22 protein-coding genes, 1 pseudogene and 2 riboswitches are annotated in these 25,856 nt (G+C 67.5%); of the genes and pseudogenes, 9 read left to right on the forward strand and 14 right to left on the reverse strand.

The window, feature by feature from the left end; all coding sequences use genetic code 11:
- Positions 1 to 3: 3 nt before the first annotated feature.
- The 4 genes from L6444_RS05865 to L6444_RS05880 form a co-directional block, all read right to left on the reverse strand.
- Complete coding sequence (locus L6444_RS05865) at positions 4 to 735, reverse strand: class I SAM-dependent methyltransferase (protein WP_236983851.1); 732 nt, start codon at positions 733 to 735, stop codon at positions 4 to 6.
- Positions 732 to 1,865, reverse strand: a complete 1,134-nt coding sequence (gene metX / locus L6444_RS05870) for a homoserine O-acetyltransferase MetX (protein WP_236981299.1) — start codon at positions 1,863 to 1,865, stop codon at positions 732 to 734. The genes L6444_RS05865 and metX overlap by 4 nt, the downstream gene beginning before the upstream one ends.
- Before the next feature lie 21 nt (positions 1,866 to 1,886).
- A complete protein-coding gene (locus tag L6444_RS05875) occupies positions 1,887 to 3,251 on the reverse strand; it encodes a bifunctional o-acetylhomoserine/o-acetylserine sulfhydrylase (protein ID WP_236981300.1) in 1,365 nt (454 codons plus the stop codon).
- Between the two features lie 41 nt (positions 3,252 to 3,292).
- A riboswitch (SAM riboswitch) is annotated at positions 3,293 to 3,411 on the reverse strand.
- A 77-nt stretch (positions 3,412 to 3,488) separates the two neighbouring features.
- Complete coding sequence (locus tag L6444_RS05880) at positions 3,489 to 4,289, reverse strand: alpha/beta fold hydrolase (protein ID WP_236983852.1); 801 nt, start codon at positions 4,287 to 4,289, stop codon at positions 3,489 to 3,491.
- A 386-nt stretch (positions 4,290 to 4,675) separates the two neighbouring features.
- On the opposite strand from L6444_RS05880, the gene trpS reads away from it, so the two are divergent.
- On the forward strand, positions 4,676 to 5,695 hold the full coding sequence (gene trpS, locus L6444_RS05885; RefSeq protein ID WP_236981301.1) for a tryptophan--tRNA ligase: 1,020 nt from the start codon (positions 4,676 to 4,678) through the stop codon (positions 5,693 to 5,695).
- 7 nt (positions 5,696 to 5,702) lie between these two features.
- Positions 5,703 to 6,733: pseudogene (gene yhjD, locus L6444_RS05890) on the forward strand (inner membrane protein YhjD); the annotation flags it as partial.
- 3 nt (positions 6,734 to 6,736) lie between these two features.
- Here yhjD and L6444_RS05895 read toward each other — a convergent pair.
- The 7 genes from L6444_RS05895 to dacB1 all read right to left on the reverse strand — a co-directional run bounded on the left by L6444_RS05895 (position 6,737) and on the right by dacB1 (position 12,002).
- Complete coding sequence (locus L6444_RS05895) at positions 6,737 to 7,129, reverse strand: nuclear transport factor 2 family protein (RefSeq protein ID WP_236981303.1); 393 nt, start codon at positions 7,127 to 7,129, stop codon at positions 6,737 to 6,739.
- A complete protein-coding gene (locus L6444_RS05900) occupies positions 7,126 to 7,494 on the reverse strand; it encodes a DoxX family protein (protein ID WP_236981304.1) in 369 nt (122 codons plus the stop codon). The genes L6444_RS05895 and L6444_RS05900 overlap by 4 nt, the downstream gene beginning before the upstream one ends.
- Positions 7,495 to 7,564: 70 nt before the next feature.
- Positions 7,565 to 7,879: a DMT family transporter gene (locus L6444_RS05905; protein WP_236981305.1), complete on the reverse strand. Its 315-nt coding sequence runs from the start codon at positions 7,877 to 7,879 to the stop codon at positions 7,565 to 7,567.
- A gap of 11 nt (positions 7,880 to 7,890) precedes the next feature.
- A riboswitch (guanidine-III (ykkC-III) riboswitch) is annotated at positions 7,891 to 7,954 on the reverse strand.
- A gap of 5 nt (positions 7,955 to 7,959) precedes the next feature.
- Complete coding sequence (nagA, locus tag L6444_RS05910) at positions 7,960 to 9,087, reverse strand: N-acetylglucosamine-6-phosphate deacetylase (RefSeq protein WP_236981306.1); 1,128 nt, start codon at positions 9,085 to 9,087, stop codon at positions 7,960 to 7,962.
- On the reverse strand, positions 9,084 to 10,436 hold the full coding sequence (locus L6444_RS05915; protein WP_236983853.1) for a sugar porter family MFS transporter: 1,353 nt from the start codon (positions 10,434 to 10,436) through the stop codon (positions 9,084 to 9,086). Before L6444_RS05915 ends, nagA begins: the two co-directional genes overlap by 4 nt.
- Complete coding sequence (locus tag L6444_RS05920) at positions 10,433 to 10,756, reverse strand: hypothetical protein (protein ID WP_236981307.1); 324 nt, start codon at positions 10,754 to 10,756, stop codon at positions 10,433 to 10,435. Before L6444_RS05920 ends, L6444_RS05915 begins: the two co-directional genes overlap by 4 nt.
- Positions 10,757 to 10,766: 10 nt before the next feature.
- Complete coding sequence (dacB1, locus tag L6444_RS05925) at positions 10,767 to 12,002, reverse strand: D-alanyl-D-alanine carboxypeptidase DacB1 (RefSeq protein ID WP_236981308.1); 1,236 nt, start codon at positions 12,000 to 12,002, stop codon at positions 10,767 to 10,769.
- Between the two features lie 356 nt (positions 12,003 to 12,358).
- On the opposite strand from dacB1, the gene L6444_RS05930 reads away from it, so the two are divergent.
- Both L6444_RS05930 and L6444_RS05935 read left to right on the forward strand, forming a co-directional pair.
- On the forward strand, positions 12,359 to 13,888 hold the full coding sequence (locus L6444_RS05930; RefSeq protein WP_236981309.1) for a toll/interleukin-1 receptor domain-containing protein: 1,530 nt from the start codon (positions 12,359 to 12,361) through the stop codon (positions 13,886 to 13,888).
- A complete protein-coding gene (locus L6444_RS05935) occupies positions 13,863 to 16,619 on the forward strand; it encodes a hypothetical protein (RefSeq protein WP_459551909.1) in 2,757 nt (918 codons plus the stop codon). The genes L6444_RS05930 and L6444_RS05935 overlap by 26 nt, the downstream gene beginning before the upstream one ends.
- A 35-nt stretch (positions 16,620 to 16,654) precedes the next feature.
- On the opposite strand, the gene L6444_RS05940 is transcribed toward L6444_RS05935, so the two are convergent.
- Positions 16,655 to 18,382: an NAD-binding protein gene (locus L6444_RS05940; RefSeq protein ID WP_236981311.1), complete on the reverse strand. Its 1,728-nt coding sequence runs from the start codon at positions 18,380 to 18,382 to the stop codon at positions 16,655 to 16,657.
- A gap of 296 nt (positions 18,383 to 18,678) precedes the next feature.
- Between L6444_RS05940 and L6444_RS05945 the strand changes: the two genes are divergently transcribed.
- Positions 18,679 to 19,221: a hypothetical protein gene (locus L6444_RS05945; RefSeq protein WP_236981312.1), complete on the forward strand. Its 543-nt coding sequence runs from the start codon at positions 18,679 to 18,681 to the stop codon at positions 19,219 to 19,221.
- A gap of 13 nt (positions 19,222 to 19,234) precedes the next feature.
- On the opposite strand, the gene L6444_RS05950 is transcribed toward L6444_RS05945, so the two are convergent.
- The gene (locus tag L6444_RS05950) at positions 19,235 to 19,789 is read right to left on the reverse strand and encodes a hypothetical protein (protein ID WP_236981313.1); all 555 of its coding nucleotides are present in this window, start codon (positions 19,787 to 19,789) and stop codon (positions 19,235 to 19,237) included.
- 272 nt (positions 19,790 to 20,061) lie between these two features.
- Between L6444_RS05950 and L6444_RS05955 the strand changes: the two genes are divergently transcribed.
- Genes L6444_RS05955 through L6444_RS05970 form a run of 4 tightly spaced genes read left to right on the forward strand, consistent with a single transcriptional unit; the run spans position 20,062 to position 24,913 of the window.
- Positions 20,062 to 21,225 carry a zinc ribbon domain-containing protein gene (locus tag L6444_RS05955; protein ID WP_236981314.1) on the forward strand — a complete coding sequence of 388 codons (1,164 nt, stop codon included), beginning with the start codon at positions 20,062 to 20,064 and terminating at the stop codon, positions 21,223 to 21,225.
- Positions 21,226 to 21,230: 5 nt separating this feature from the next.
- A complete protein-coding gene (locus tag L6444_RS05960; RefSeq protein ID WP_236981315.1) occupies positions 21,231 to 22,040 on the forward strand; it encodes a hypothetical protein in 810 nt (269 codons plus the stop codon).
- 33 nt (positions 22,041 to 22,073) lie between these two features.
- Positions 22,074 to 22,643: a MerR family transcriptional regulator gene (locus L6444_RS05965; RefSeq protein ID WP_236981316.1), complete on the forward strand. Its 570-nt coding sequence runs from the start codon at positions 22,074 to 22,076 to the stop codon at positions 22,641 to 22,643.
- On the forward strand, positions 22,640 to 24,913 hold the full coding sequence (locus L6444_RS05970) for a VIT domain-containing protein (protein ID WP_236981317.1): 2,274 nt from the start codon (positions 22,640 to 22,642) through the stop codon (positions 24,911 to 24,913). Before L6444_RS05965 ends, L6444_RS05970 begins: the two co-directional genes overlap by 4 nt.
- Here L6444_RS05970 and L6444_RS05975 read toward each other — a convergent pair.
- Positions 24,896 to 25,834: an SMP-30/gluconolactonase/LRE family protein gene (locus tag L6444_RS05975; RefSeq protein ID WP_236983854.1), complete on the reverse strand. Its 939-nt coding sequence runs from the start codon at positions 25,832 to 25,834 to the stop codon at positions 24,896 to 24,898. The genes L6444_RS05970 and L6444_RS05975 overlap by 18 nt on opposite strands.
- Positions 25,835 to 25,856 lie beyond the last annotated feature (22 nt).

Raw genomic sequence — 25,856 nt, forward strand, 5'->3', positions numbered from 1 at the left:
GGATCAGGACAACGTCGCCCGTACGCAGACCGTCACGTACGGCAGCGCCAATCCGGCGGAGTTCGCCAGCGCCGGGTGGGTGGCCAGCAGTTCGCGGACCCGGTCCAGCGTCTTGGCGCGCACCTCGGTCGGTGAGGTGATGCAGTAGGTGCGTGACGCTACCAGATCGATAAGCGCTTGCGGCGTAAGGTAATTCGTCCACTCCACCTGATGGCGCTCCAGGTCGGTGAACGGCTCGGGCAGGGTCACCAGGTTGTTCACCGGGTCGGCGTCCCGCCCGATGATGTCGCCCAGCTCGCGTACCCAGCCCAGCCGCTCGTCGCGGGTGTTCCACACCAGGCCCAGCCGCCCGCCGGGCCGTAACACCCGCGCCACCTCCGGCACCGCACGGGTCGGGTCGACCCAGTGCCACGCTTGGGCGACCAGCACCGCATCGACGCTGTTGTCCTGCAACGGAATCTCTTCCGCGGTACCCAGCAGGGCCACCGTCTTGGGCAGCGAAGACCTGAGCACCTCGAGCATCTCCGGCACCGGGTCCACGGCCACCACGTCCAGGCCGCGTTCGACCAGGCGGGTGGTCAGCTTGCCCGTCCCCGCACCCAGGTCGAGCACCTTGCGCGCCCCGGCCGGCAGCAACCAGTCGATCGCCTCGGGCGGGTAGGTCGGGCGGCCCCGCTCGTAGGCGGCGGCCGCCGAACCGAACGACAGCGAGCGATCATGCCGGGAGCGGGTCACCGCGGACACTCGCCGTCAGCCAAAGCCAGTGTCTCGCGGATCAATTCACCAACGGCTTCGGTCTCGACCAGGAACCCGTCGTGCCCGCAGACCGAACTGACCACCCGCACGTCGTCGCAACCGGGCAGCAGTTCGGCTAGCTCGTCCTGCAGCCGCAGCGGATAGAGCCGGTCGGAGGTGATGCCGCCGACCACCACCGGAACCGGGCAGCTGGTCAATGCCGCGTGTACCCCGCCGCGTCCGCGCCCGACGTCGTGGCTGTTGAGCGATTCGGTCAGGATCACATAGCTGCCGGCGTCGAACCGGGACACCAGCTTCTCGCCCTGATGCTCCAGATAACTCTGCACGGCGTACCGACCGCCGGCGGCCGGGTCTTCATCGGCCTGAGCTTTGTTGGCGAAGCGGGTGTCCAGTTCGAGTTCGCCCCGGTAGGTCAGATGGGCGATCCGGCGGGCGAGCTTCAGGCCGTCGTCGGGCCCGCGGCCGGATTCGTGGTAGTCGCCGCCCTGCCAGTTCGGGTCGGCCTTGATGGCCGCGATCTGGGTGGTCTGCGTGCCGAGCTGGTCGCCGGTCGCGCGGGCACCGACCGCCAGCAGCAGCCCGGCCCGCACCCGGTCGGGGTGACCGACGATCCATTCCAACGCCCGGGCTCCGCCCATGGACCCGCCAACGACGGCGGCCACTTCGGTTATTCCCAGAGCCTCCAGCGCGGCGATGTCAGCTTCCACCTGGTCGCGAATGGTGATCAGCGGAAACCTTGAGCCGTAAGGCTTTCCGTCGCGGGCCAGCGAACTCGGGCCGGTCGAACCGCGGCAGCCGCCCAGCACATTGGTGGACACCGCGCACCAGCGGTCGGTGTCGATGGGCGCGCCCGGTCCGACCACGCCGTCCCACCACCCGGGGGTGGGATGCCCGGCCCCGGCCGGGCCGGTGACGTGCGAATCACCGGTCAGTGCATGCAGCACCATCACCACGTTGTCGCGCGTGGGGGACAACTCGCCCCAGCGCTGCACGGCGATGTGGACGTCGTCGATGACCGCGCCGCTCTCCAGCTGCAGCGAGCCGATGTCGACGACACCGATCTCGCCTTCGGCGGGCAACGTCTGGGTGGGTACGTCGGAGATCGTCATGTCATTTCTCTCGCGCGTCCCTCAGAATGCCGCCACGGTCTGCGGGTCGCTGCCGTTGGCCGCGTATACCCCGGCTGCGGCGAAACCAAGCTCCAGGTCGGCCAGGATGTCGTCGATGCCTTCGATGCCCACGGCTAACCGCACCAGGCCGGGGGTGACGCCGGTGGCCAACTGCTCGGCGGGGCTGAGCTGGGCGTGGGTGGTGGACGCCGGGTGGATCACCAGCGAGCGCACGTCACCGATGTTGGCGACGTGACTGTGCAACCGCAGCGCGTCGACGAACGCTTTGCCGGCCTCGACACCGCCGGCCAGCTCGAAGGCCAGTACCGCACCAGTTCCCTTGGTTCCCTTGGGCGCCAACTTCTTTGCCCGCTCGTGCCAGGGCGAACCGGGCAGTCCGGCATAGTTGACCGACAGCACGTCGTCGCGGGCAGCCAGGAACTCCGCGACCCGCTGCGCATTGGCGACGTGCCGCTCCATCCGCAGGCTCAGCGTCTCCAGGCCCTGAGCCACCAGGAACGCGTTGAACGGTGAGGCCGCCGAACCGAGGTCACGCAGCAACTGCACCCGGGCCTTGAGCGCGAACGCCGGCGGCCCCAGTTCGGCGTAGACCACGCCGTGGTAGCTGGGGTCGGGCGCGGTGAAGCCGGGGAAGCGGCCCTGGGTCCAGTCGAAGGCGCCGCCGTCGACGATCACACCGGCGATCGCGGAGCCGTGCCCGCCCAGATACTTGGTCGCCGAGTGGACCACCACGTCGGCGCCGTGGGCCAGCGGCTGGATCAGGTAGGGAGTGGCGATGGTGTTGTCGACGATCAACGGCACCCCGTTGCGGTGCGCCACCTCGGCTACCCCGGGGATGTCCAGGATGTCGATCTGCGGGTTGGAGATGGTCTCGCCGAAGAACGCCTTGGTGTTGGGTCGCACGGCCTGCTGCCAGGAGTCCAGATTGTCCGGGTCGTCGACGAAGCTGACCTCGATGCCGAGCTTGGCCAGCGAGTAGTGGAACAGGTTGTAGGTGCCGCCGTAGAGCCGGGGACTGGACACGATGTGATCACCGGCGCCGGCCAGGTTCAGGATGGCAAACGTCTCGGCGGCCTGCCCGGAGGACAGGAACAGCGCGGCCACCCCGCCCTCGAGGGCGGCGATGCGCTGCTCGACGACGTCGGTGGTCGGGTTGCCGATGCGGGTGTAGATGTTGCCCGGCTCGGCCAGCCCGAACAGGGCGGCGGCGTGCGCGACACTGTTGAAGGTGTAGGACGTGGTCTGGTAGATCGGCAGCGCGCGGGCGTTGGTGGTCGGGTCCGGGTGCTGGCCGGCGTGGATCTGCTTGGTTTCGAACGACCAGTTCGCCGTCGGGTCGGCGGCTGCGGTGCTGTCGTTGGTCACGAGAATCTTCCCCTGTCTGGCTCAGGGGCCCGTTCATGGCGGACCCGCGCTTGCCGGATAGCCGGTTGGGCTACTCAACCTGGTCATCACCCGGGGCACCCCACCGCGGTTGGAGGGTTGCCGGCCAGCAAGCCGGGGCTTGACGCTGGCGCTCATGACCGAAAAGAAGCGTATCGCATGGCGGCGCCGCGCTGCCAATTGCGCAGCAACCGCGGGGTGTGTGTCCAGCTGCCCTGGTCAGGCAGTGGCTGGCGGCTCGACCTGTCGCGCCGACGACACGCACTCGTCGATGAATTGGGTGATCACCTCGGTGACCCGGCCCGGCGCCTCGAACATCGGCACATGCCCGACGTTTTCCAGCACGGTGAAGAGGTGGTCGTCGGGCAGGTGTTCGCGGAAGTGCTTGCTGAACCTGGGGGAGGGGACGATGCGGTCCTTGGTGCAGATCACCAGGTGCGCCGGGACGGCGTTCTCGGCGAGTTCCTCCAGGCCCGGCATCAGCAGCGCCTTGAGCAGCAGCTGGAAGTAGGCGGGGCAGTGCGCGACGTCGTCGATGATGGTGCTCAGTTCGCGTTCGCTGACCCCGTCAGGGGAGGCGCTGATCGCGTAGGTGGCCAGCGGCCGGCTGAACGGGACGCGCAGCACCCGCGGGCCGAGCAGCCAGGCGAACACCAGTAGCGGGATGCCCAGGATGAACTTGGCAATCACCTCGAACTTGGCCGGGCTCCATCGTGTCCACCCGCCGGCCGGGGCGATTCCGGTGACGCTGCGGGCGCGGCCGCGTCGTTCCAGCTCGAACGCGACCCAGCCGCCCAGCGAGTTGCCGACGATGTGCGCGGTGTCCCAGCCCAGTTCGTCCATCTGACGTTCGACGTGATCGGCCAGCACCTGCGAGGACAGGAACCAGGTGCCGGCGCGGGGGCCGCCGTTGTGGCTGGCCATGGTGGGCGCGAACACCTCGTAACGGCCGGTGTCGGCCAGTTGCTGGGCGACCACTTCCCATACCGTCTGAGACATCAGGAACGGGTGCAGCAGCAGGACGGGTTCGGCCGAACCATCGGTGGGGCCCAGGTGAATCGGGGTACGAATAGCTGAAGCTTGGCGTCCCATAAATCGACAGTAAATGCGGTACCGCCGGTACCGCAACCTGGGTTGGGCCCGCCGAGCGTCGCGCCGTGTGGCGCCGGGCGCTGGGCTGGCGTGACGCTCGAGGTCGGCTGATGCGCTGGCGTGACGCTCGCCGAGAAGGGCTGGGCTGGGCGCGTGTGGCGCCGGGCGCTGCGCTGGCGTGACGCTCGAGGTCGGCTGATGCGCTGGCGTGACGCTCGCCGACAAGGGCTGGGTGACGCTCGCCGAGAAGGGCTGGGCAGGGCTGGGCAGGGCTGGGCAGGGCTGGGCTGGGCTCGTGAAAGATCGACGGCATCATGAGCACCTCGACCGGATCCCGCCGGATTTTCTCGGGCGTCCAGCCCACCTCCGACTCCCTGCACCTGGGCAACGCGCTGGGCGCCGTCGCCCAGTGGGTGGCGCTGCAAGACGACCACGACGCCTTCTTCTGCGTGGTCGACCTGCACGCGATCACCATCCCGCAGGACCCTGAGGCGCTGCGGCGCCGGACGCTGATCACCGCGGCGCAGTACCTCGCGCTGGGCATCGACCCGGCCCGCGCGACGATCTTCGTGCAGAGCCACGTGCCCGCCCACAGTCAGCTGGCCTGGGTGCTGGGCTGCTTCACCGGCTTCGGTCAGGCGTCGCGGATGACGCAGTTCAAGGACAAGTCGACCAAGCAGGGCGCCGATTCGACCACCGTCGGCCTGTTCACCTACCCGGTGCTGCAGGCCGCCGACGTGCTCGCCTACGACTCCGATCTGGTGCCGGTGGGTGAGGACCAGCGCCAGCACCTGGAGCTGGCCCGCGACGTCGCGCAACGGTTCAACAGCCGCTTCCCGAACACCTTCGTGGTTCCCGACGTCCTGGTCCCCAAGGTCACTGCCAAGATCTACGACCTGCAGGACCCCACGTCGAAGATGAGCAAGTCCGCCTCCACCGACGCCGGACTGATCAGCCTGCTCGACGATCCGGCCAAGTCCGCCAAGAAGATTCGCTCCGCCGTCACCGACAGCGAACGCGAGATCCGCCACGACCCCGCGGCCAAAGCGGGGGTGTCGAACCTGCTCAGCATCCAGTCGGCGGTCACCGGCGTGGACATCGACACCCTCGTCGACGGCTACGCCGGGCGCGGTTACGGCGATTTGAAAAAGGACACCGCCGACGCCGTCGTGGCATACGTCAGCCCGATCAAGGCGCGCGTCGAGGAACTCACGGCCGATCTGGCCGAGCTGGAGGTGACCCTGGCCGCCGGCGCACAGCGGGCGAACGAGGTCGCCAGCAAAACCGTGCAGCGGGTCTACGATCGGTTAGGGTTCCTTCCGCAACGGGAATAGGTGATCCATGAACGAGGAGGCCGCGGAGGCCGAGCCGGGGATCCTCGATCGGCTGCGGAGCCGGCACGCGTGGCTCGACCACGTCATGCGCGCCTATCAACGCTTCAGTGAGCAAAATGGCGGGTTCTTCGCCGGCGGCCTGACCTACTACACGATCTTCGCGTTGTTCCCGTTGCTGATGGTCGGCTTCGCCTCGGTCGGGTACCTGCTGTCGCGCCGGCCGGGATGGCTCAAGACGATCGACGACAAGATCACCGCGTCGGTGTCCGGCCCGATGGCCAAAGAGTTGGTGGAACTGATGAATTCGGCGATCGACGCGCGGACTTCGGTGGGCATCATCGGTTTGGCCACCGCGACCTGGGCCGGCCTGGGCTGGATTTCGCATCTGCGGGCCGCGATCAGCGCGATGTGGGCGCAAACCCCGAACGGCGACGGCTACGTGCGCACCAAGCTATCCGACCTGCTGGCGATGCTCGGCACGTTCGCGGTGACCGTGCTGAGTCTGGCGCTCAGTGCGCTCGGCCACACCGGGCCGATGCGCGCGGTGCTGAGATGGCTTCACATACCTGAGTTTTCGATCTTCGACCCGATGTTCCGGGTCGCTTCCATACTGGTTTCGCTGCTGGTGACCTGGCTGCTGTTCACCTGGATGATCGCCCGGCTGCCGCGGGAGAAGGTCCGGTTGGTGACCTCGATGCGGGCCGGCCTGCTGGCGGCGGTGGCCTTCGAGTTGTTCAAGCAGGTGGCGTCGATCTACCTGCGTGTCGTGCTGCGCAGCCCCGCCGGTGCGACGTTCGGGCCGGTTTTGGGGCTGATGGTGTTCGCCAACGTGACCGCCTATCTGGTGCTGTTCGCGACGGCGTGGGCGGCCACCACGCATCCCGAAGACCCGCGCGACACGCAGATCGACCCCCGCCGCCCGCGGTCATCAGCCCGCGCGTGCTGGTCGACGAGGGTCTCAGCGCCCGTCAGACCGCCGCCGCGCTGGCTGCGGGCGCCGTTGGCGCGCTGACTCTTTCGAGGTTCCTGCGAAAAAAAGCGCTAGTGCGGCCCCGCCAATTCGGCGCGCATCCGCGAGGCGAAGGCGGTGACGGCTTTGAGCGGTCGCATCATGACGGTGATCTCATCGATGAGCCCCGCCTCGCCGGTGTGGACGAAATCGCAGCCCCAGAGTTCCAGCCCATCTACCGTGGCGGTGAACCGGAAAGCGTGATCGGTTGTCCCGCACACAGATTCGGTTCCGGGTAGCTCCTTGACGAAATGAAAGTCGTCGAGGATCTTCGCTACCGTCCCGACGATGAGCGCGATGGCGTCGCGGCCCCGGTACGGCCGGTGCGTGATCGGGCTGTGCACCACGGCGTCTTCGGCGAAAATCTCGCCGATGGTGTCGAATCGGCCGGCTTCGACGGCTGCGCGGAAGGGGTGGGTGCTCACAGCGCCAGCCCCCGTCCCACTGCGACGAACACCGCGGCCGCGAAGATCAGCGCGGTCAGCGCGACGTTGCGCGGCTCGCGCAGATACGCGTGCGAGCCGACGGCACCGATCATCACCACGGCGAAGCCGGCAGCGGCCAGCGGGGTGAGGTATCTGTCGACACCGACCAGCCACGGCAGCAGAATTCCGACGGCGCCCAACAATTCGCAGAACGCGGTGACGCGAACCACCGGCAGCGGAAAGGGGGCCACTCCCGTTTGGCCCATGGCGATCAGTCGCTCTTTGGGCTGACTGATCTTCGCCACCCCCGATACCGCGAAGATTGCGGCAAGAGTCGCCTGCAATGTCCACAGCAGTGCATTCATTTCGACCTCCGATGTAGATAGGCGTGCACAGATCAGACGGCGCAGCCGCACCGGATGTGACAGTCGGAGTTCAGCCGACGAGTTTGAGGCCGACGATGGAGCCGATCACCCCTGCGATGAGCAGCATCTTCACCGGCGAGGCCGGTTCGGCGCCGGTCAGCATCGCGTAGCCGACCGTGAGCACGGCGCCGATGCCGACCCACACCGCGTAGCTGGTCCCGGTGGGCAGGCTGCGCATCGCGATCGCCAGCCCGGACATCGACGCCACCAGCGCGACGAAGAAAACGGCGGTGGGGGCGAGTCGCGAGAAGCCGTCGGACTTCGCCAGCGCGGTGGCCCAGACGGCCTCCAGGGTCCCCGACACGATCAATACCAGCCAGGCCATCACGCACCTCCACAGCGCCGTCTTTTCGCTGGCCGGGTACGGTGCGCCTCGTCCGGTGTCAGATGTTGACCCGCTCGATGCTAGCAAACGGCCGACGTACCGGGTAGCCACCGGCCGTCGGTCATCACCGCGCGTATCGAAAAATCATGTTCCAGCACAACAAGATTGGCGATATTCCCGGTCCGGATGGCGCCGACCTCGTCGAGTCGCAGGGCGCGGGCCGGCGTCGACGAGGTGGTCTGCACCGCCGCGGCCAACCCCGAGCTGTCCGCCACCGCCCGGAACAGCCGGTCCATGGTCGCGGTGCTGCCGGCGATCGTCTCGGTGCCCCGCACCCGGGCCACCCCGCCCGCGACGACGACGGGCAGCGACCCCAGCCGGAACTCGCCGTCGCCGCATCCGGCCGCGACCGTCGCGTCGGTGATCACCGCGACGCGCTCGGGTCCCACCGTGTCGATCACCGCCGCGACCATATCGGGATGCAGGTGCACGCCGTCGGCGATGAGCTCGACGGACACCCTCGGGTCGGCCAATAAGGCCAGCACGGGGCCGGGGTCTCGATGGTCCAGCGGCAGCATCGCGTTGAACAGGTGGGTCGCGACGGTGGCGCCACCCGCGACGGCGTGCTGGGTCTGTTTGTACGTCGCATCCGTATGTCCCACGGCGACAACGATGTTCGCGTCGACAAATCGTCGGATCGCTTGCTCGCTGCCGGGCAGTTCGGGGGCCAGCGTGACCATCCGGATGGTGCCGTCGGCGGCGGCGAGCAGGGCATCGATCTCAGCCGGGTCCGGCAACCGGAGCTGAGTGCGGTCGTGGGCGCCGCAGCGCGCCACGTTGAGCCACGGCCCCTCCAGGTGGATGCCGGCGATGATGCCTCGGCGCGTCGCCTCGGCGAGGACGCGCACGGCCGAAAGCAGGTCCGCGGGTGCGAAGGTGACCAAGCTGGCCACACTGGTCGTGGTCCCGTGCCGGCGGTGAAACTCCACGGCCTGCTCGGCCGTGTCAGGAAACGAGAAACCGCCGCCGCCATGCACATGCATGTCGACAAAGCCGGGTACCACAACGGAATTCGGCAGGTCCACATCGGCTGGTCCCGGCGGCAGCCCGGCGCCGCAGCCGACGATTCGCGCCCCGCCGATCTGTACCCAACCCGGTCGGCAGAGCTCGCCGTCGACGACGACGGTGCCGGCCCGGATGACCGTCATGGCCAGTGCCCGCCGTTCTCCCAGAAGTACCTGATCTCCTCGAGTTGACGGCCTTTGGTCTCGGGCGCGAAGCGGCGCACCACCACGAAGGCGACGATTGCGAATACCCCGAAAGCCGCGAAAACCGTTGCCCCGCCGAGCAATTCCAGCGCCGTCAAAAAGAAAGCGGCGATCAGCGCGTTGGCGATCAGATTCGACGTCAACATCACGCTGGACCCCATCGAGCGCAGGCTGGGACGGGAAGCTCCGCCGGCGAAAACCCAGACCAGCGAACCGAATCCGAAGTTGAACCCGATGGTGAACAGCAGCACGCCGCCGAACCCGAGTGCCAGTGCGACGCCACCCTGGCTGCCACCCTTGGGGTAGAAGGCGATCAGCACGGCGTCGGCGGCGATCATCATCGCGATACCCGACAGCAGGATGGGAATTCGGCCCAGCCGGTCGACCAGGGACAGCGACACCCCGACCGCCGCCAACGCGGCGACCTGCACCATCGCCGGCAGCCCCAGCTTGCCGAAGTTGCCCTCGAATCCCATGTCGGCGAACAGTTGTGGGCTGTAGTAGACGATCGCGTTGATGCCGGTGATCTGCACCAGGAAGCCGAGCGTGACAACGAACAAGGTGGCGCGCAGGTAGGGTCGCCGCAGCATCTCGCCGATGCTGCCGCGACCCTCGTGGACGGCGGCGGTGATCTCGGCCAGATCCGTCTCGACGGCGTCGGGAGATTCGACTCGCGCCAGCACGTGGCGGGCCTGCTCGACGCGGCCCTTGAGCACGTACCACCGCGCGGTGTCCGGCATCCGCAGCAGCAGCGGGATCAGCAGTCCGGCGGGCACCGCGGCCAAACCCAGCATCCAGCGCCAACTCTGGATCGTCTCGGCCAGCGCGTAGCCCACCACGTAGCCCAGGATGATGCCGGTCAGCGTGGCGAACTGGTAGGCGGTCAACAACCGGCCGCGCACCGCCGACGGCGCAGATTCGGCCACGTACACCGGCACCACCACCAGCGACACCCCGATGGTCACCCCCAGCAGGAGCCGCGCCACCAACAGCATCGGCAGCGACACGGCCGTGGCACCCAGCAGCGCGAACGCCGCATAGCCGACCAGGATCGCGACCATCGACTTCTGGCGCCCGATCGCGTCGGCGAGCAGCCCACCGGCCAGGGCGCCGACGATCTGACCGATCACCACCATGGTGGTCACCAGGCCCTTTTGCGGGATGGTGAGGCCGAAGTCGTTGGGCAGGAACAGCAGTGCCCCGGCGATGCTGGACAGGTCGTAGCCGTAGATGACCCCGACGCTGGCCGCGGTCAGTCCGACCAGGATCGCCCGCCGCTGAGCGCTCAGATTTTCACCTTTGCTCTGAGGATCCTGATCACCTCGTCGGGGTTGTCGGGGGTGATGCAGGCCCGCACCCAGCGGCCCGTTTGCAGGATCAACACGGTGGACTTGCGGCCCCGGTGGACGTCGAGGGGAAACCAGTAGCGCGGGTCGGCGGCGCCCCAGATGCGGCCCTTGCCCGAAGCCCAGCCCATCTTCTTGGACTTGATGCTGGTGATGTCGCCGTAATCTATTCGCTTGGCGTTGGCGAACGGAAAGTAGTAGCGGCGGATGGTGATTCCGTCCTCGTCGAGCGTGAGGCCAGAGTCCTCGTAGAGGGCGGTCATTGCGCAGAGTCTAGTGCTGGGTCCGGCGGTTCATGGAGCGTGCCGCCAGGATCAATCCGAACACGACGACCGCACCGACGACGGCGACACCGACCCGGATCGGCAGCGCGTCGGCCGGCGACATCAGACCCGCGGCAGAGGTGTTGTCGGGGGCGCGGCTGGCCGGGTTGTTGCCGGCGGTGGCCAGTGACGGGTCGGGTTCCACCAGCGACCCCACCTGGGTGCCCTGGGGGGTGCTGAACCCGTAGTCCAGCAGATGCGCGGCCTGCTCCCACGGCGCGATGGGCTGCCGGGTGCCGTGCAGCAGCACTGCCATCAGGCGCCGGCCGTTGTGGTTGGCCGCGCCGACGAACGTCTGGCCGGCGTCGTCGGTGTAGCCGGTCTTGCCGCCCATCGCACCCGGATAGTGGTAGAGCAGCTGGTTGTCGTTCTCCAACTCGTAGCCGGGGTGGTCGCCGTGGCCGGGGAAGTTGAAGGTGCGGGTGGCGACGATGTCGGCGAAGACGGGGTTGTGCCAGGCGTAGCGGTAGAACAGGCCGATGTCGTAGGCAGAGGTGCTCATGCCCGGGCCGTCCAGCCCGGACGGGGTCGCGACCCGGGTGTCGTGGCCGCCCAGCTTGGCGGCCAGCACATTGAGCTTGTCCAGCGCGGCCTGCATGCCGCCGAGCTGCATGGCCAGGGCGTGCGCGGCGTCGTTGCCCGAGTGCATCAGCAGCCCGTGCAGCAGCTGGTTGATGGTGTAGGTGCCGCCGTTGTCGACGCCGACCTTGGTGCCTTCGGCGGCGGCGTCGTCGTCGGTGCCCGGGACGGCCTTGTTCTGGTTGAACGCGTTGATGGACGCCATCGCCACCAGCACTTTGATGATGCTGGCGGGGCGGTGCCGGGCGTGCGGGTCCTTGGCGGCGATGACGGCGCCGCTGTCGATGTCGGCGACCAGCCACGCCTCGGCGGAGACGTCGCCGGGGACCGGGGGAGTGCCCGGGGCCGCGATGATGCCGCAGCCGCCCAGGGCGGTGCCGCCGACCGGTGTGGAGGGCACTGCCAGCGGCAGCGGCGGGTCACCCGCGGTGGGCACTTCGGAGGAGTCGACCGCGGGCGGAGTGTTGATCTTGTACGGGCAGTTGGGCGCCCCGGGGTTCGCCTCGGCGCTGGGTTCGGCGTAGGCCAGCGCGCCCGATCCCGCGACGAGGAACATCGCCGCGGCCAGGCTCGAAACGGCACGAAGTGAGGTCCGTAGGAGGCGCATCGCTGAGCAGACTAGGCGATTTGCAAGACGAATGCAGGTTGCCGCGCTGTGACTGATGGGGCGGAAGTTATCCATAGGGGCGCTAGGATTGGCGGCTCCGGCCAACGGGCCTGCAGAGTCACTGCGTCACGGTGGCGGTCGGAGAGCGTTGACCCGCGTCGGCGGCGACATGTAACTGTGGCGCATCGGCGGGCCGGGCGCACCAGCAGATCGCGCGCGTCCGTCCTGGATGACCACTAGCAAGGGACTTATGCCCCTACTGCTTGACCCGCCGTATCTGCTGCCTTTGACGGGAACAAAGGGCACGTCGGCACGGACTGAGCCCGAGCGTTTCCGGTGTCGTCGCCGCTAGGGGAGTGAAGGCGTTGTCTCGTATCTTTCTGAGCCATGCCAGCGCCGATTCACGCGAAGCCGCGGCGCTGAAGCGATGGCTGGTGGAACAGGATCCGTCACTGGCGAACGAGATCTTCCTTGACACCGACCCGACTACCGGGATCCGCAGCGGAGCGCGCTGGAAGGAGGAACTGCGCCGGGCTAACGCACGCTGTGAAGCGGTGATTTGCCTGCTGTCGAGACATTGGGAGGAGTCCTACGAGTGCAAGGTTGAATACCGCACCGCGGAGACTCTCAACAAACTGATCTATTGCGCTCGCCTGGAGCCCACCGGCGGCGAAATAACCTCCGAATGGCAGCGCTGCGATCTATTCGGCGACGGCCCGACGACGAGCATCGTCATGGGTGCGGGGCCGCCGGTGACCTTTGCCAGCGCTGGACTGTACCGATTGCGTGACGCGATTCGCGGAGCGGGGATCGGCGCTGAGTCGTATGTCTGGCCACCACCTTCGGACCCCGATCGTGCGCCATACCGAGGTTGGGAGCCGTTTGAATCCATCGATGCCGGTGTCTTTTTCGGGCGTGACGCCCAGATCGTGCGAGGCATGGATGCGATGCGCGGAATGCGGCTTTCCGGCCTGGCATCGATTTTCGTGGTGCTGGGTCCGTCGGGCAGCGGAAAGTCGTCGTTCTTGCGTGCCGGATTGTTGCCGCGGCTGGCTCGTGAAGATCGCCGATTTGCCGTGCTCGGCGTGGTGCGCCCCGAGCGCAGCGCGTTGACCGGCAAGTCGGGCCTGGCCGCCGCGATCCACAGTGCTCGCGCCGAATTCGGCCTCGCCCAGCCGGCGCTGGGGGACATCAAGGATGTGTGCGTTCACGGCGGCCGGCAACTGGTGGACCTGGTGGCCGAAGTGCAGCAGGCGGCCATGGCTCGGCTTTCCGGCCATTCCGGCGCCGAGGACGCGCCGGCGCCCCCGACGCTGGTGTTGCCGCTCGATCAGGCGGAGGAATTGTTTTCGGCCGACGCGGGAAGCGAAGGCGCGCAGTTTATTACGCTGCTGCGCTGGTTGATCGAGGACCTGAACCGCACTGAGATCCGGCTCGTGGTGGTAGCCACGATCCGGACCGACAGCTACGAGGTCATGCAAACCCACCCGGGGTTGGCCGGGATTGAGACCGTCGTCTTCGATGAGCTGCGGCCCATGCCGGCCACCCAGTTCAAGGAAGTGATCGTGGGCCCCGCCGCCCGGGCCACCCAGGCCGGCTATCCGCTGACCATTTCGCCGGCGCTCGTCGATCGCCTGCTTGCCGACGCCGGCGAGGGTGCCGAGCCCCTGCCTTTGTTGGCGCTTACGTTGTGCCGGCTGTACGCCGACTACGGCAGTACCGGAGAGCTGACGCTGACTCAGTATGAAGCGATGGGCGGGATGGGGCGGGTCGTCCAAACCGAGATCGACGACATCCTGGCCGCCGAACCGCAGTCGCGTCAGCGTCGGCAGGGCCTTGCGCGCGGCATTCATTCCTTGGTTGGCGACCATCGATCCGGACACTGACCAGCCAATACGTCGGGTCGCTCGCTACGCCGACCTACCCCAGGAGAGCCGCCCGCTGATCGAGCAGTTCGTCGCCAAACGGCTGATGATCGAGGACATCCGTGGTGGAGAGACCGTTGTCGAGGTCGCGTTGGAAAGCTTGCTGCGGCAATGGAATGAGCTTGCGGGCTGGCTGGACTCTCAGCGCTCGGACCTCAAAGCCGCCGACGCGCTCGAGCGCGCGGCAGCCGCTTGGGAGCAACACGATTGCAGCCATGACTGGCTGCTCACCGGTACGCGCCTCGCCGACGCGCAAGCACTGGCCGAACACCCCGGCTTCCGGGAGCGGCTAGCGACCACCGATCGTTTTCTGGCGGCGTCCCATTTCGCAGAGGACCAACGCCTCCAAGCCGAAGAACGGCACCGCCAGGCCGAACTGTCTGCCGCCCAGCAACTGGCCGCTGCGGCCCAGGAACGCGCCCATCATGCGCAGCAAGAGCAAGCCACGGCCGAGGCCCACGCCGACCAACTGCGCAGACGTTCTCGTGTGCTGCGTGCCGTGCTCGCGGTCACCGCGGTGATTGCCGTAATTGCGGCGGTTTTGGGGATTACGGCTGCGATCAACGGACATGCGGCAACGAAACGGTTCTACGAGGCCACCAGCGTAAGGCTCAACGCGGAGGCCCGGGGCATGCTGGCCGGCACGCTTGCCGGCGGCGACGTACGCGCCTTCAACGAATTGCTCGCTGCCAGAACGTTCTACAATCCCGACGACGGCGCGCTCTACGATGCCGTCGTCCAGCGGCAAACGACGGTCAAGATCATCGAGACACCCACCCGGATCGCGAGTTTGGCGTTCAGCCCGGATGGCGCGAGCATCGCCTCGGCCGGCGGCGACAGCGGTGACGTAAGCATCTGGCAGGTGGATACCGGCACGCGCCGCACCCTTGGCACCGGTGACAAACGCCTTTCGGCCGTGGCATTCAGCCCGACCGGGGATCGCATCGCTGCCGGCACCGCCGAGATGGGGAACGTCGTGTTCTGGAACGCGCACACCGGTGCGCTGACGGAGAAACTAAGGGGCAATGAAGGCGGTGTCTCCAGCATCGCCTACAGCCGGGACGGCCGCGGCCTCGTCTCCGGTGGATACGACTACACGCTCCGATTCTGGGACGCCGAGAACGAACAACCTAGCGGCCCACCCGTACAAGTTCGGCCGCTGCGCACGGACGCGACCATCGGTATCCAGGCCGTGGCGTTCAGTCCAGACGGGCGGCGGATCGCCGCGGGTTGCGGTGACGACTCCGTTCGGATCATCGATGTCGCCACAGGCCGAGAGGTCGTTCCCCCGCTGATCCTCGTGCCGGAGGCCGGCCACGCGGGGGGAGTGACAAGCGTCGCATTCAGTCCCGACGGGCATCAACTGGTGGCGGGCAGCGGTGCCGGGGGTGATTTCCAGATCTGGAACGCCGACACGGGCGAATCCATCGGCGGGCCGATACAAGGTGACCATCTGGGGTTGGGCAGCGTGGCATTCAGTCGCGGCGGGCACCGCGTCGTGACCGCCGGCGCCGATGGGACGGTGCGGCTCTGGGATACCGCCAGCATGCAGAGAATAGGCGGAGAGCTGGTCGGCCATCAGGAAGCGGTCAACGTTGTGGCGTTCAGCCCCGACGGCCGTCATATCGTCAGCGGCGGCGACGATCGCACGATCAGGTTGTGGGACGCCGACCTGCAGCGGCCGCTGATCGCGCAGAAGGCGGGATTCAACAGCGTCGTGTCCAGCGCCGACCGGCGCCGTTTCGCCACCACCGACTTCGACGGCATCGCACGCGTGTGGGATGCGACGTCGGGACAACCGGTCAGCCCACCGATTCCGACCGAGCAAAAGGGTGACATCGGGCTCGCCTTCAGCCCCAACGGGCATCGCATCATCACGGGCGCAGGCGATGACCAAACCATTCGCCTGTGGGACGCCGACACCGGGCGCCCGATCGGGGCACCGCTGCACTGCGGTCTGGTCAACGGCATCGAATTCAGCCCCGACGGTTCGATCGTCGCCACAAGCGGAGACGAAGGGACGATACGGTTGTGGGCCGCCGACGACAGCGGCCTGCGTTTGGTCAAGGATCCGCTTGTGCAACAAGATGTCCGGCTATTCGCAGTGGCCTTCAGCCCAGACGGTAGTCGCATCGCCGTATCCAAGTGGCCCGGCGACGTGCTGTTGTTCGATTCGCGCACCGGTGATCCGGTCGGTCAGGCGCTTACCGGCCATCCGACGCCCGCTGTTCAGCTGCTATTCAGTCCCGATGGCAGGCGTCTCGCCGCGGCCGGGGTGAACAACACAATCACGCTGTGGGACATCGGCCGTGGCACGCCGGCCGCACGAACACTCAACGGCCATCGAGACATGGTGACCAGCGTGGCCTTCAGCGCCGACGGTCACCGGTTGGTCTCCGGCGACGGCGACGGAAGCCTCAGGCTGTGGGACGCCGACAGTGGCACGGCGATCGGTGAGGGAATCCGGGCCGCCCACGCCGACACTGTCATCGGGGTGGCGTTCAGCGCCGACGGGCGGCGCTTCTTCTCCGGCAGCCACGACGGCACCGTGTTGTCGTGGCCGGCGGTGGCGGCCCCAGCCGATCTGTGCAACAAGCTCACTACCAATCTCAACCCGCAACAGTGGCGCGAATGGGTCGCACCCGGCATACCGTACAGAGCCTCCTGCCCCGGACTTCGCCCGGCGAATTAGATCGAGCTCGATCGAACATTGCCCGAGCTCCGACATCAGCCGCCGGAGCGGGCATGGCGCAAACGGTGTCCATCGGTGGAGCCGCGCTCGGGCGTGCGGACGATCTGCATGCCGACCGAGGCCAGGAGACGGGGAATCTCGCGTACGAACACGCGGTCGTATTCGGCGATATCCGGCGGTAGGTCGGCGAACGGTACCAGGTACGGCGTCTTCTTGTGCGCTGCGTCCTTGTCTCCCGGCGTCCAGCCCGAGTCGATGCGCTCCTGAACCCACCGGTCATGCTCCATCACTGCCAGCGTTTCCTCTTCTTCGGCGCTGAACACGAAATCGGATGCGAACCAATCCCGCAGTGGCGCAATGTCGTAGCCGATAGCGCGCAGCTTGACGGCGATGTGGCGCGCGTATGCGCGACTGGATTCTTTACGAGATTCGTCGAGTTCGGACCACGATGGTGCTGCCATCCCCGCCGCTGTCTGCTGGGCACACCAGCGACGGTGGATTGCTTGCGCGATGGTCTCGAAGGAACCGCCCTGGATCAGGTCGACCGTGCATGCTCTGACGAGAGTCGGAAACACGTGAATGCCCGGCCCGCCGGTGCTTTGCACGTTGTCGAGGAGCCGCGACATTCCGTGCGCGCGCGCCAGGGCGACCACGATGGGCACGCCGGGATCAAGCTCCTGGCGCAACTTGAGCGCCATTTCGAGGGCTTCCTCGTCGCGATAGGCGGTCACGTACGCCCGCGTCAGCGGAGGCGCCGCGGCATCGGCGTGTAGTGCACGCAGCCCGCGGATATCACGCACCGTCGTGGACAGGCAGATGAACCGGCACACCGGCTCGAGGGCCGGGTGCTGGCTCACAAGCGAAGCGATCCGCCGCTCGGCCTGCGAATCGACGATGGTGACGACGAGCGGCACGGAGTCGTCCGGACGGTGCTCGTGCCAATGGCGCGCCGCGTGATACACCACCCATGCACCCAAGACGTCGAAATCGGCGACGAGCATGTGCGGCTGCACGCATCCGGCATCCACGGGGAACTCACTGAGCATCAGCCGCGCGCTGATCTCGTCGGTATTGAAGAAATCCAGTGCTGAGCCCGATTCGGCGTCCATCGCCTCGAGGCGCAGGAGCGCACAGAGCTCCGGGTCTCCCACTCGAGCCAGGCACGTCAACCGTCCTTTCGAACGGCCAGCGGTCAATTGACCGGCGACTGCGACGATTTCGGCGTTGACGGCATCACTGGACGTGACGGCGACAACTCTGCTGGCTCGTTGGACGCCCGCTGACCGCAGTGTTCTTGGCAGTCGAGCATCGCTGACGATGACTGGCACACCCCAGTTGCGGCACAGGTCGACATTCGGGTTGGCCGCATCGGCTTCGATCACCACCGCCGAGGCGCCGATGTCGTGCAGATGACGGAGAAAGACGGCGCCGACGTAACCGAGGCCGCACACCACGATATGACGGCGCATCAGCGGGATTCGCATCTGCTGCGCCCGGTCACGAAACAACACCGCCAACGCGGCTAGGCCGACGTATCCGCCGACAAGCGGGGCGAGAAAACGCGCAAGATCCAGTGTGACGGGCAGTTCGGTCTCGTTCGGCGAATTCAAAAAGAAATTCCGCAGGCTCCAGTAGGCAGCGTCGCTGAGGCTGGCCGGTATGTGCTTCTGGTCATGCCAGAACTGGCCGTAGCCTATGCAGCCGAGTACGAATACGACCACGACGGCCAGCGCAGTCAGATGCCAGCGGTAGTTGGTCGACATCTGCGCGACCGGCCGCCCTAGCTTTCGAATCGGGCCGGTCCGCCGATTGTCGCCCAAGTGTCCGCTCCGTGCTGCCGATCAGGGTGGCCTCCGCCATTCGATCAACCCGGCTGCCCATGGTAGTAGAGGCGAAAGACCCAACGCGTGACGACGTTTGCCTACCACGGGACCGACGACAAAGCTGTCATAGACAGGCGCAACGAAGAGGAACACGAAGCCGGATCCGATTCCCGAGAGGACTCGAGCTCTTGAACGGAGCCGTCGATAGAGATGCGCCAGGCGCCGCGCCGCTCTTGATGGGCATTGCCGGGATCAGCCTGGGGTGCACCGTCTTCGGTGCGATCGTGCTCGGCACGGCAGCGGTGATCGCCGGATTGGCCGGGTGGCGCCGGGCCAAGCGGGGTGAAGCGCCCACCGGAGCCAAAGTTATCGGCGGCATTGTGGCGGGCTTGCTGGCCATAGCCTGCGGGATTCTGTCCATCGTCCTAGCGATGGTGTATGGGGTTGCGGGGCTGGTGTTTTTGTGGGCGGCGCTGGCATGGTCGGGTGGGGCTCTCGTAGGCGTCGGACTCGTCACGGGATTCGCCATGGGCCGACGAGCCAGAAATGACCAAGCCCGGCACCGGCGCGCCGCGATGGGCGGTTCGGTGCTGGGCTTTCTGGTCGCGTCGTGCGGTCTCGTGCTTGTCGCTGTGTGGATCAGCACGTTGCCGTGGTGGGGTGCGCACCGGTATTTCAACTGCCTGGCCGACGCCGGCACCGACCGCACGAAGATCGACCGGTGCCGGAGCGACTTCAGCTTGGAGATCAACGGTAAGAACCCGGAGTACTACCGCTGATGCGTGCCGACGGTCAGCCGCTGACCTGATAGTTGGGCCCGGGCGACACCGTGATGCGGAGTATCGGGGCGGATGGCAGATTCTCCGCGTAGCCCGTCGCGAACTCGAGGACGAGGTCGAACCAGTGATCGGTCGTCCTCGTGGCAAACGCGATGGGGATGATGCGGTCCGGCGGGAAACCCGCGACCATATTGGGTGCTCCGTAGACGAAGTGCAAGTCTCGGGCCCTGGTATTCCAGGTCAGGCGTGCAGGCAATGCTCCCCGATAGGCCCGGAAGGTGTTATTGCCCGGCCTGCGCCATCCCACGGCAACCTCGTCGTTATAGAGCGTCACGCTCACCACGTTGCCGCCGCCGTCGCAGGACATCGAAAAGCCCTTACTCTCCACATAGACGTCCGTGGAGCGGTTTATACCCAGCAATCGGCTGTATTGCTGCAGCGCGGGGTCGGTGAAGACGTTTCTGCCGATCGCCCATTGCCAGATCTCGGTGCGTGGCGCTTCGGCCGTCGCCGTGCCCGCCGGGAGAATCACGACGGCCGCCGCCAGCGCCATGATGAGCGCGATCACTACCTGGGCCAGTCGCGCTACGGTGCCCTTAACAGCTGTTGTGGACCGGATCGTCGTTGGCCGGCCTGCCTGTTGGGACCTCATTTTCGACCTCACTGCTTTAGGGCCTCGCGGCCCGGATTTCGTTGCACTACGTCTTAATTCAATGAGCCGGGCGCCTGACGGGGTAGGGGACATGGCCCGCGCGCGGAAAGGACTTTCGTCCCTGCTCATTACTTTTGGTCAGCGGTAACCTCTGCATCGAGGCCAGCCGACCATCGAGAGGGGACGCGATGGACTGCCCGAATTGTTCCTCGCCTCATCCGGACGCAGCTCGCTTTTGCGCTCGTTGTGGTACGCCTTTGCCCGCCGGTTTGGACCGGGCGAGGCATTTCGCCGCGATGCCTGACGAGCCGGTGCGTGCGTTGGCGCTCATGAGCACACTCATGCCGCACTTGTCGGCCGGACGCCAGCACTCCTATCGCAACGCCGTCATGTTGGGGTTGCTCGCGGCATTGATCGCGGCAGCGTTCGGGGTGCTGTCCATCGCGCTGGTGTTGGCGGCGGTGGCGTTGCCGGCGGTCGTGTTGACCTACATCCATGACCACAATGTGTGGCGCGACCAGCCGTTCACGTTGGTCGGATTGGGCTTTTTGCTGTCGCTGGCATTGGGGGTGGGTGCGGGCCTGGTGCAGCAGTACTTCGCCGAGAGGGCGCTGCTGACCGCCCCCAGCCGCCAGTTGCCGTCGGTGGCCCTCATTGTCGAGCTGGGCGTGCTGGTGCCGCTGGTGGCCTTCCTGGCGGTGCTGGTTGCGCCGATGTTGGTGACGGCTGGTCGCGCGTTCTGTCACCCTATCGATGCGCTTGTCACGAGTTCGCTCAGCGGCGCGGCGCTCTCACTGGGTATGAGTATTGCGATCCAGCACGACGCGTTCACCCGTATCGAGGCGACCGCGACCGATCCAGCGCACACGGCGTTCATCGCGTTGACACTGGGGTTCTTGCAGCCCATCATTTTCGCCACTGCTGCGGCCGTGACGGTGGTCCGCGTCCGCTCTGCGGGCGGCGCCCCTTTGATCGGTGCGGTGCAGGGCCTCAGTTTGGTGCTGGTCTACGAGCTCGCTACGACTCTGCTCGCACCGTATGGCGCTCGGGGCATTGTGTGCACGACCGTGGTGGCATTGGTCCTGGCCGCGGCCGGGGTGGTCGCGTCGCGCGACGCGCTACACCGCGGTCTGCTGCTTGAAGCCCAGGCTGCGCTCGACGGGCCTGGATCGCTTGTGCATCCGGCCGACTCGGGGCAGGTGTGTGCGCACTGTGGGGCTGCGATGGTTTCCGGCGCCGCGTTCTGTCAGGCGTGTGGCAGTGCCAGCGCAGCCTTGGCCCGCTACGGCGCGCTGATATCGACGTCTGCCACCTCCGACCGACCGCCCAATCCGACGCACACGAGCGAGTAGCACTGATGTCATCGACTTTGCCCCCGGCTGACTCGACGCCGTTGCCGCTGAACTACCCGGGCACTACCGAGCGCATCGGGCACCGCTGGTCTGCGGGCCTGGTTGCGCTGATCCTCGTGGTGGTGGTGATCGTTGCGGCCGCGGTCACCGCCGCGATCGTGTGGACCGGCAAGCCCGGCGATACCGAGCCACTGTCACCGCAAGACCAAGGCCAGGCGGCTGCCGTTTCCTCCGGTCAGCCAAGGGCAGCACAGTCGCGGTTTGACGCATCCCGACGCGGCCCTGGGGAGCTGATCCTATTGTCAGGTGCTCCGGCCGTCGATTTGGGTGACGGAATTTCGCTCACGCCCGCACCGAATTGGACCGTGGTGCGTCATGAGAACAACTCGGTGGTCTTGGTAAACGGTGCGCATAACGCGGGTGTGGGGGCGACCGTCGGAAAAGTGAATTCGACGGACATAGCGCAGGTGCTCGCCGACGACATTCGACAGTATGTGCAGGGTACCGGCCTGACCAACCTCAAGCTGAGCAATTCGAGCCTCTCTCAGCAGCTAAACGGCGGTGGGCACTTTCAACAGTGGCTCAGCTATGGCTGGATCGCCGATTTCGCCACACAGCAAGGCACCAAGCGGGTGTGGGGAGTATTCATCGAGTTGTTGAACCCAAGCGACGGGGGAGGCGGCGTTCAGCGATCTATTCGCGTTCAGCAAGGCCGCGGCGAGCGCTGCCTACCCCGACCAGGTCGCCATGGTCTTCTCGATGAACTGACCGACGGCTCGTCCCGCGACGCGAGGCGCCGTCGACCCCCCATTTGACAGTGTCGAATTGAGATGCGACACTGTCAAACAATGAAGCTGCTCACTCTGCCCGAATTCGCCGCTGCCGCCGCCAACGCGGTGCAGGCGTCCGGTGCGGTGCCGGAGAACCGCCAGGCCAAGGCGGTCCCGGCCGAGAGGATGGTGCGTTATTACACCGCGCGGGGCCTGCTGCCCCGGCCGGGAAACCGGGGTCGCGCGCTGACCTACGGGCGGACCCACTTGGTGAGATTGGTCGCGATCAAGCGGTTGCAGGGTCAGGGCCTCTCCTTGGACGAAATCGCGGCGCGACTGGCGGGCATGTCGGCGCAGGAGGTGGAGGCGTTGGCCGCCATACCGGCCAGCGCGATGCCGGCCGGCCTGGGTGACCCCGAGATCGCACCGGAGCCCGCCCGCGCCGCCGCCGCGTTCTGGCGCACGGTCCCGGAAGCCGTCGCGCCCACAAAGCCCGCCGAACCGTCCGTCACCAAGCTTCAGGCCGTCCGCCTTTCCGACACTGTCACCTTGCTGGTCGAGGGCCCGCTGCCATCGGCGGACGATCTGCGCCGCGCCGCCGCGCCGCTGCTGAACCTGCTCGCCAACCCAGGAAAGGACTCTCAATGAGTGCTCAGTTGTTGCCCCTGTTGTCCATCGACCCGCAACCGGTTCGGACGGGCAGGCCGTCGTGCGGTGAGCTGAGCGCGGCGGACGGGCGTCCCCTGCCGCTCAAAGGGCTGCGCGTCCAGACCGCGATCGTGGGCATGACCGCCACCTCCACTGTCCGGCAGCGGTTCGTCAATGACGGCGACACCACCATCGAGGCCACCTACGTCTTCCCGCTGCCGGCCCGCGCCGGGGTGACCGATTTCGTCGCCGATCTGGCCGGACGGCGGGTGGTCGGCCTGCTCAAAGAACGCGGCCAGGCCCGCGCCGACTACGAGCAGGCCATCGTCGCGGGGCAGCGCGCCGCGATCGTGGAGGAAGACCGCTCCGACGTCTTCTCGGTGCGGGTCGGCAACATCGGGCCGGGCGAGGAGGCCGCCGTCGAAATGCGGCTGACGGGTCCGCTGTCGTTCGAGGACGGCGAGGCCACCTTCCGCTTCCCGCTGGTGGTCGCGCCGCGCTACACGACCGGCCGTGCGCTGCCCGGCGACCAGACCGGAGCCGGTGACGCGGCCGACACCGATGCCGTGCCCGACGCCTCCCGGGTGACCCCGCCGCGGCTGCTGGACTCCGAAGACCGCCCGGACCTGGACATCGCGCTGAGCGTCGACGGAGCCGGGCTGACGGTGTCAGATCTGCGTGCCAGCCTGCCCACCGTCGTGACCGAGGGGGGCGGGTCGACCGTGTTGCGGGTCGAGCCGGGGGCGCGGGCCGACCGGGACTTCGTGTTGCGGTTCCGGGTCGACCGCAGCGCGCTGTTGTCGTCGGCGCTGCTGGTTCCCGACCCCGACGGTGCGGAGGGCACCTGGTCGGTGACCGTGCTGCCGCCCGCCCAAACATCCAGTGCGCCAAGGGATGTAGTGGTGGTGCTGGACCGTTCCGGCTCGATGCACGGCTGGAAGATGATCGCCGCGCGACGGGCCGCGGGCCGGATCGTGGACATGCTCGACGCGGGAGACCGGTTCTGCGTGATGGCCTTCGACGACCGGATCGACACCCCGGCGCAGCTGAGCCTGGTCGAGGCCGACGACCGGAACCGGTTCGCGGCCGCCTCGTGGCTGGGTTCGCTGGAAAGCCGCGGCGGGACCGAGATGGCCGAGCCGCTGCAGCGGGCGGTGCAGTTGCTGGGTGGCTCCGGCGGCGACCGGCAGGCCAGCGTGGTGCTGGTAACCGACGGCCAGATCACCGGCGAGGACCAGCTGCTGCGCACCCTCGCGCCGGCGGTCGGGCGCACCCGCATCTACTGCGTGGGCATCGACCGCGCCGTCAACGCCGGCTTCCTGGACCGGCTCGCGCAACTGGGCACCGGGCGATCGGAGCTGGTCGAATCGGAGGAACGCCTGGACGAGGCGATGGCGCGGCTGGCCCGCACCATCGGGCGGCCGGCGCTGACCGGGCTGCGGGTCAGCGCCGAAGGCATCCAGCTCGTCGACGACACCGTCACGCCGAGCCGCGCGCCCGACGCGTTCGCCGGGGTGCCGTGCGTGATCTCCGGACGCTACCGGGCGCCCGCCGGGCACGGCGCCGCGACGTTCCGGGTCGACGCCGACGGTGTCCCGGTCGCCACGCTGGAAGCGCGCGTCGCGCCGGAAGCCGTTGCGGTGCAGACTATCTGGGCTCGCTCGGTGGTGCGCGACCTGGAGGACGACTACGCCGCCTACCGCGCCGATGACGAATTGGCCGCGCGGATCGTCGCGCACTCCATCCGGTTCGGGGTGCTGTCCCGCTTCACTGCGTTCGTGGCCATCGATCCCGAACACACCGACGCCGGGCCGTTGACCGAGGTGATCCAGCCCGTCGAAGAGCCGTCGGGCTGGGCGGCGAACGTGGGGTTCGCGCCGGCCGGGCGCGCCTTCGCAATGGACGCCGCCCTGATGGCCGCGCCCCCGATGGACGCTGCCCCGATGCCCGCACCCGCGATGTGCTCCGCGCCCCCGCCTTCGCCGCTGCGGCCGCTGGACAAGCTGCTCAAGCGGGTGGAGAAGGCAACCCAGGTGCGGCGCTCGGGGCTCGACGTGGTGCTGGCCGAACTCGAGCAGCATCGCGACGCGACGATCGATCCCGACTTGCGCGCGGCGCTGGTGCAGCTGTGCAACGCGCTGGCGCGATTCCTGAAGGGTCAGACGCAGGCGCAGTCGCGAGAGGTGCTGGTGGCCCTCGACGCCGTCAGGCGGCTGCTCGGCACCGGGGACCGCGGGCGACGCGGCTCGAAATTACGGTTCTGGGAATAGATCTGCCAGATCCACCTGCGCGAGGGCGGGGAAACTGATCGTGCCCATCCACAGCCGCCCGCCCGCCTCCACCAGGCCGGTGACGCTGCCGAAGTCGGGGTGCTCGGTGCGCAGACCGGCGACGGGGGCCCCGCTGTCGGGATCGAAGGCGACCGCCCAGATCTCCGGCTTGATCCGCGGCTGCAGCCGTTCGGGCAGCCGCCACACCAGCTTGCGGATGATCGGGGCCCGCGGGAACAGCGATTCCAGCGCGGGGTTGGCCTCGGCGACCAACGCGGCCCAGATCCGGCCGTCGGCACCGGTGGACAGATTGTCCGGCATGCCGGGCAGGTGCACCGCCAACGGTGTCACCGATCCGGCGTGCGGCCCGGTCAGCCAGTACTTCGACAACCGGCGCGCCTGAGTCTCGGCGAACACCAACGCCGACCCGTCGGCCGTCGGCGTCACCCCGTTGGCGAAGTACAGCCCGTCGAGCAGTGTGGTGACGGCACCGTCCGCACCGAGCCGGTACAGCCCGCCGGTGCCGCGTGCCTCCACGATCGGCGCGGTGTATTCCTCGAAATGATAGTCGGCGGTTGATTCGGTGAAATAGATTGTGCCATCCGATGTTTCGGTGACATTGGAGCAGAATTTGAGCCGCCTGCCGTCCACCGATTCGACGAGAACGTCCAGCTCGCCGCTCGCCGGGTCGAGGGCGAGCAAGCCACGATGACTGTCGCAGATCAGGATTCGGCCATCCCGGGCGACCTGCAGGCCGAGGGGCCGTCCGCCGGTGTCCGCCACGATTTCTGGCTTGCCCTCGGACAGGCGCACGATGCGCCCGTCCTCCAGGCCGGTCCACATTCGGCCGGTGGCGTCGGCGACGACGTCCTCGGGTCCATTGCCGGGAAGCGGGACCACCGTGATGGGCGGTGCCGGCATGTCCGGCAACGGGTCGACCGGC

The organism is Mycobacterium kiyosense (assembly GCA_021654635.1).
Lineage (GTDB): Bacteria > Actinomycetota > Actinomycetes > Mycobacteriales > Mycobacteriaceae > Mycobacterium > Mycobacterium kiyosense.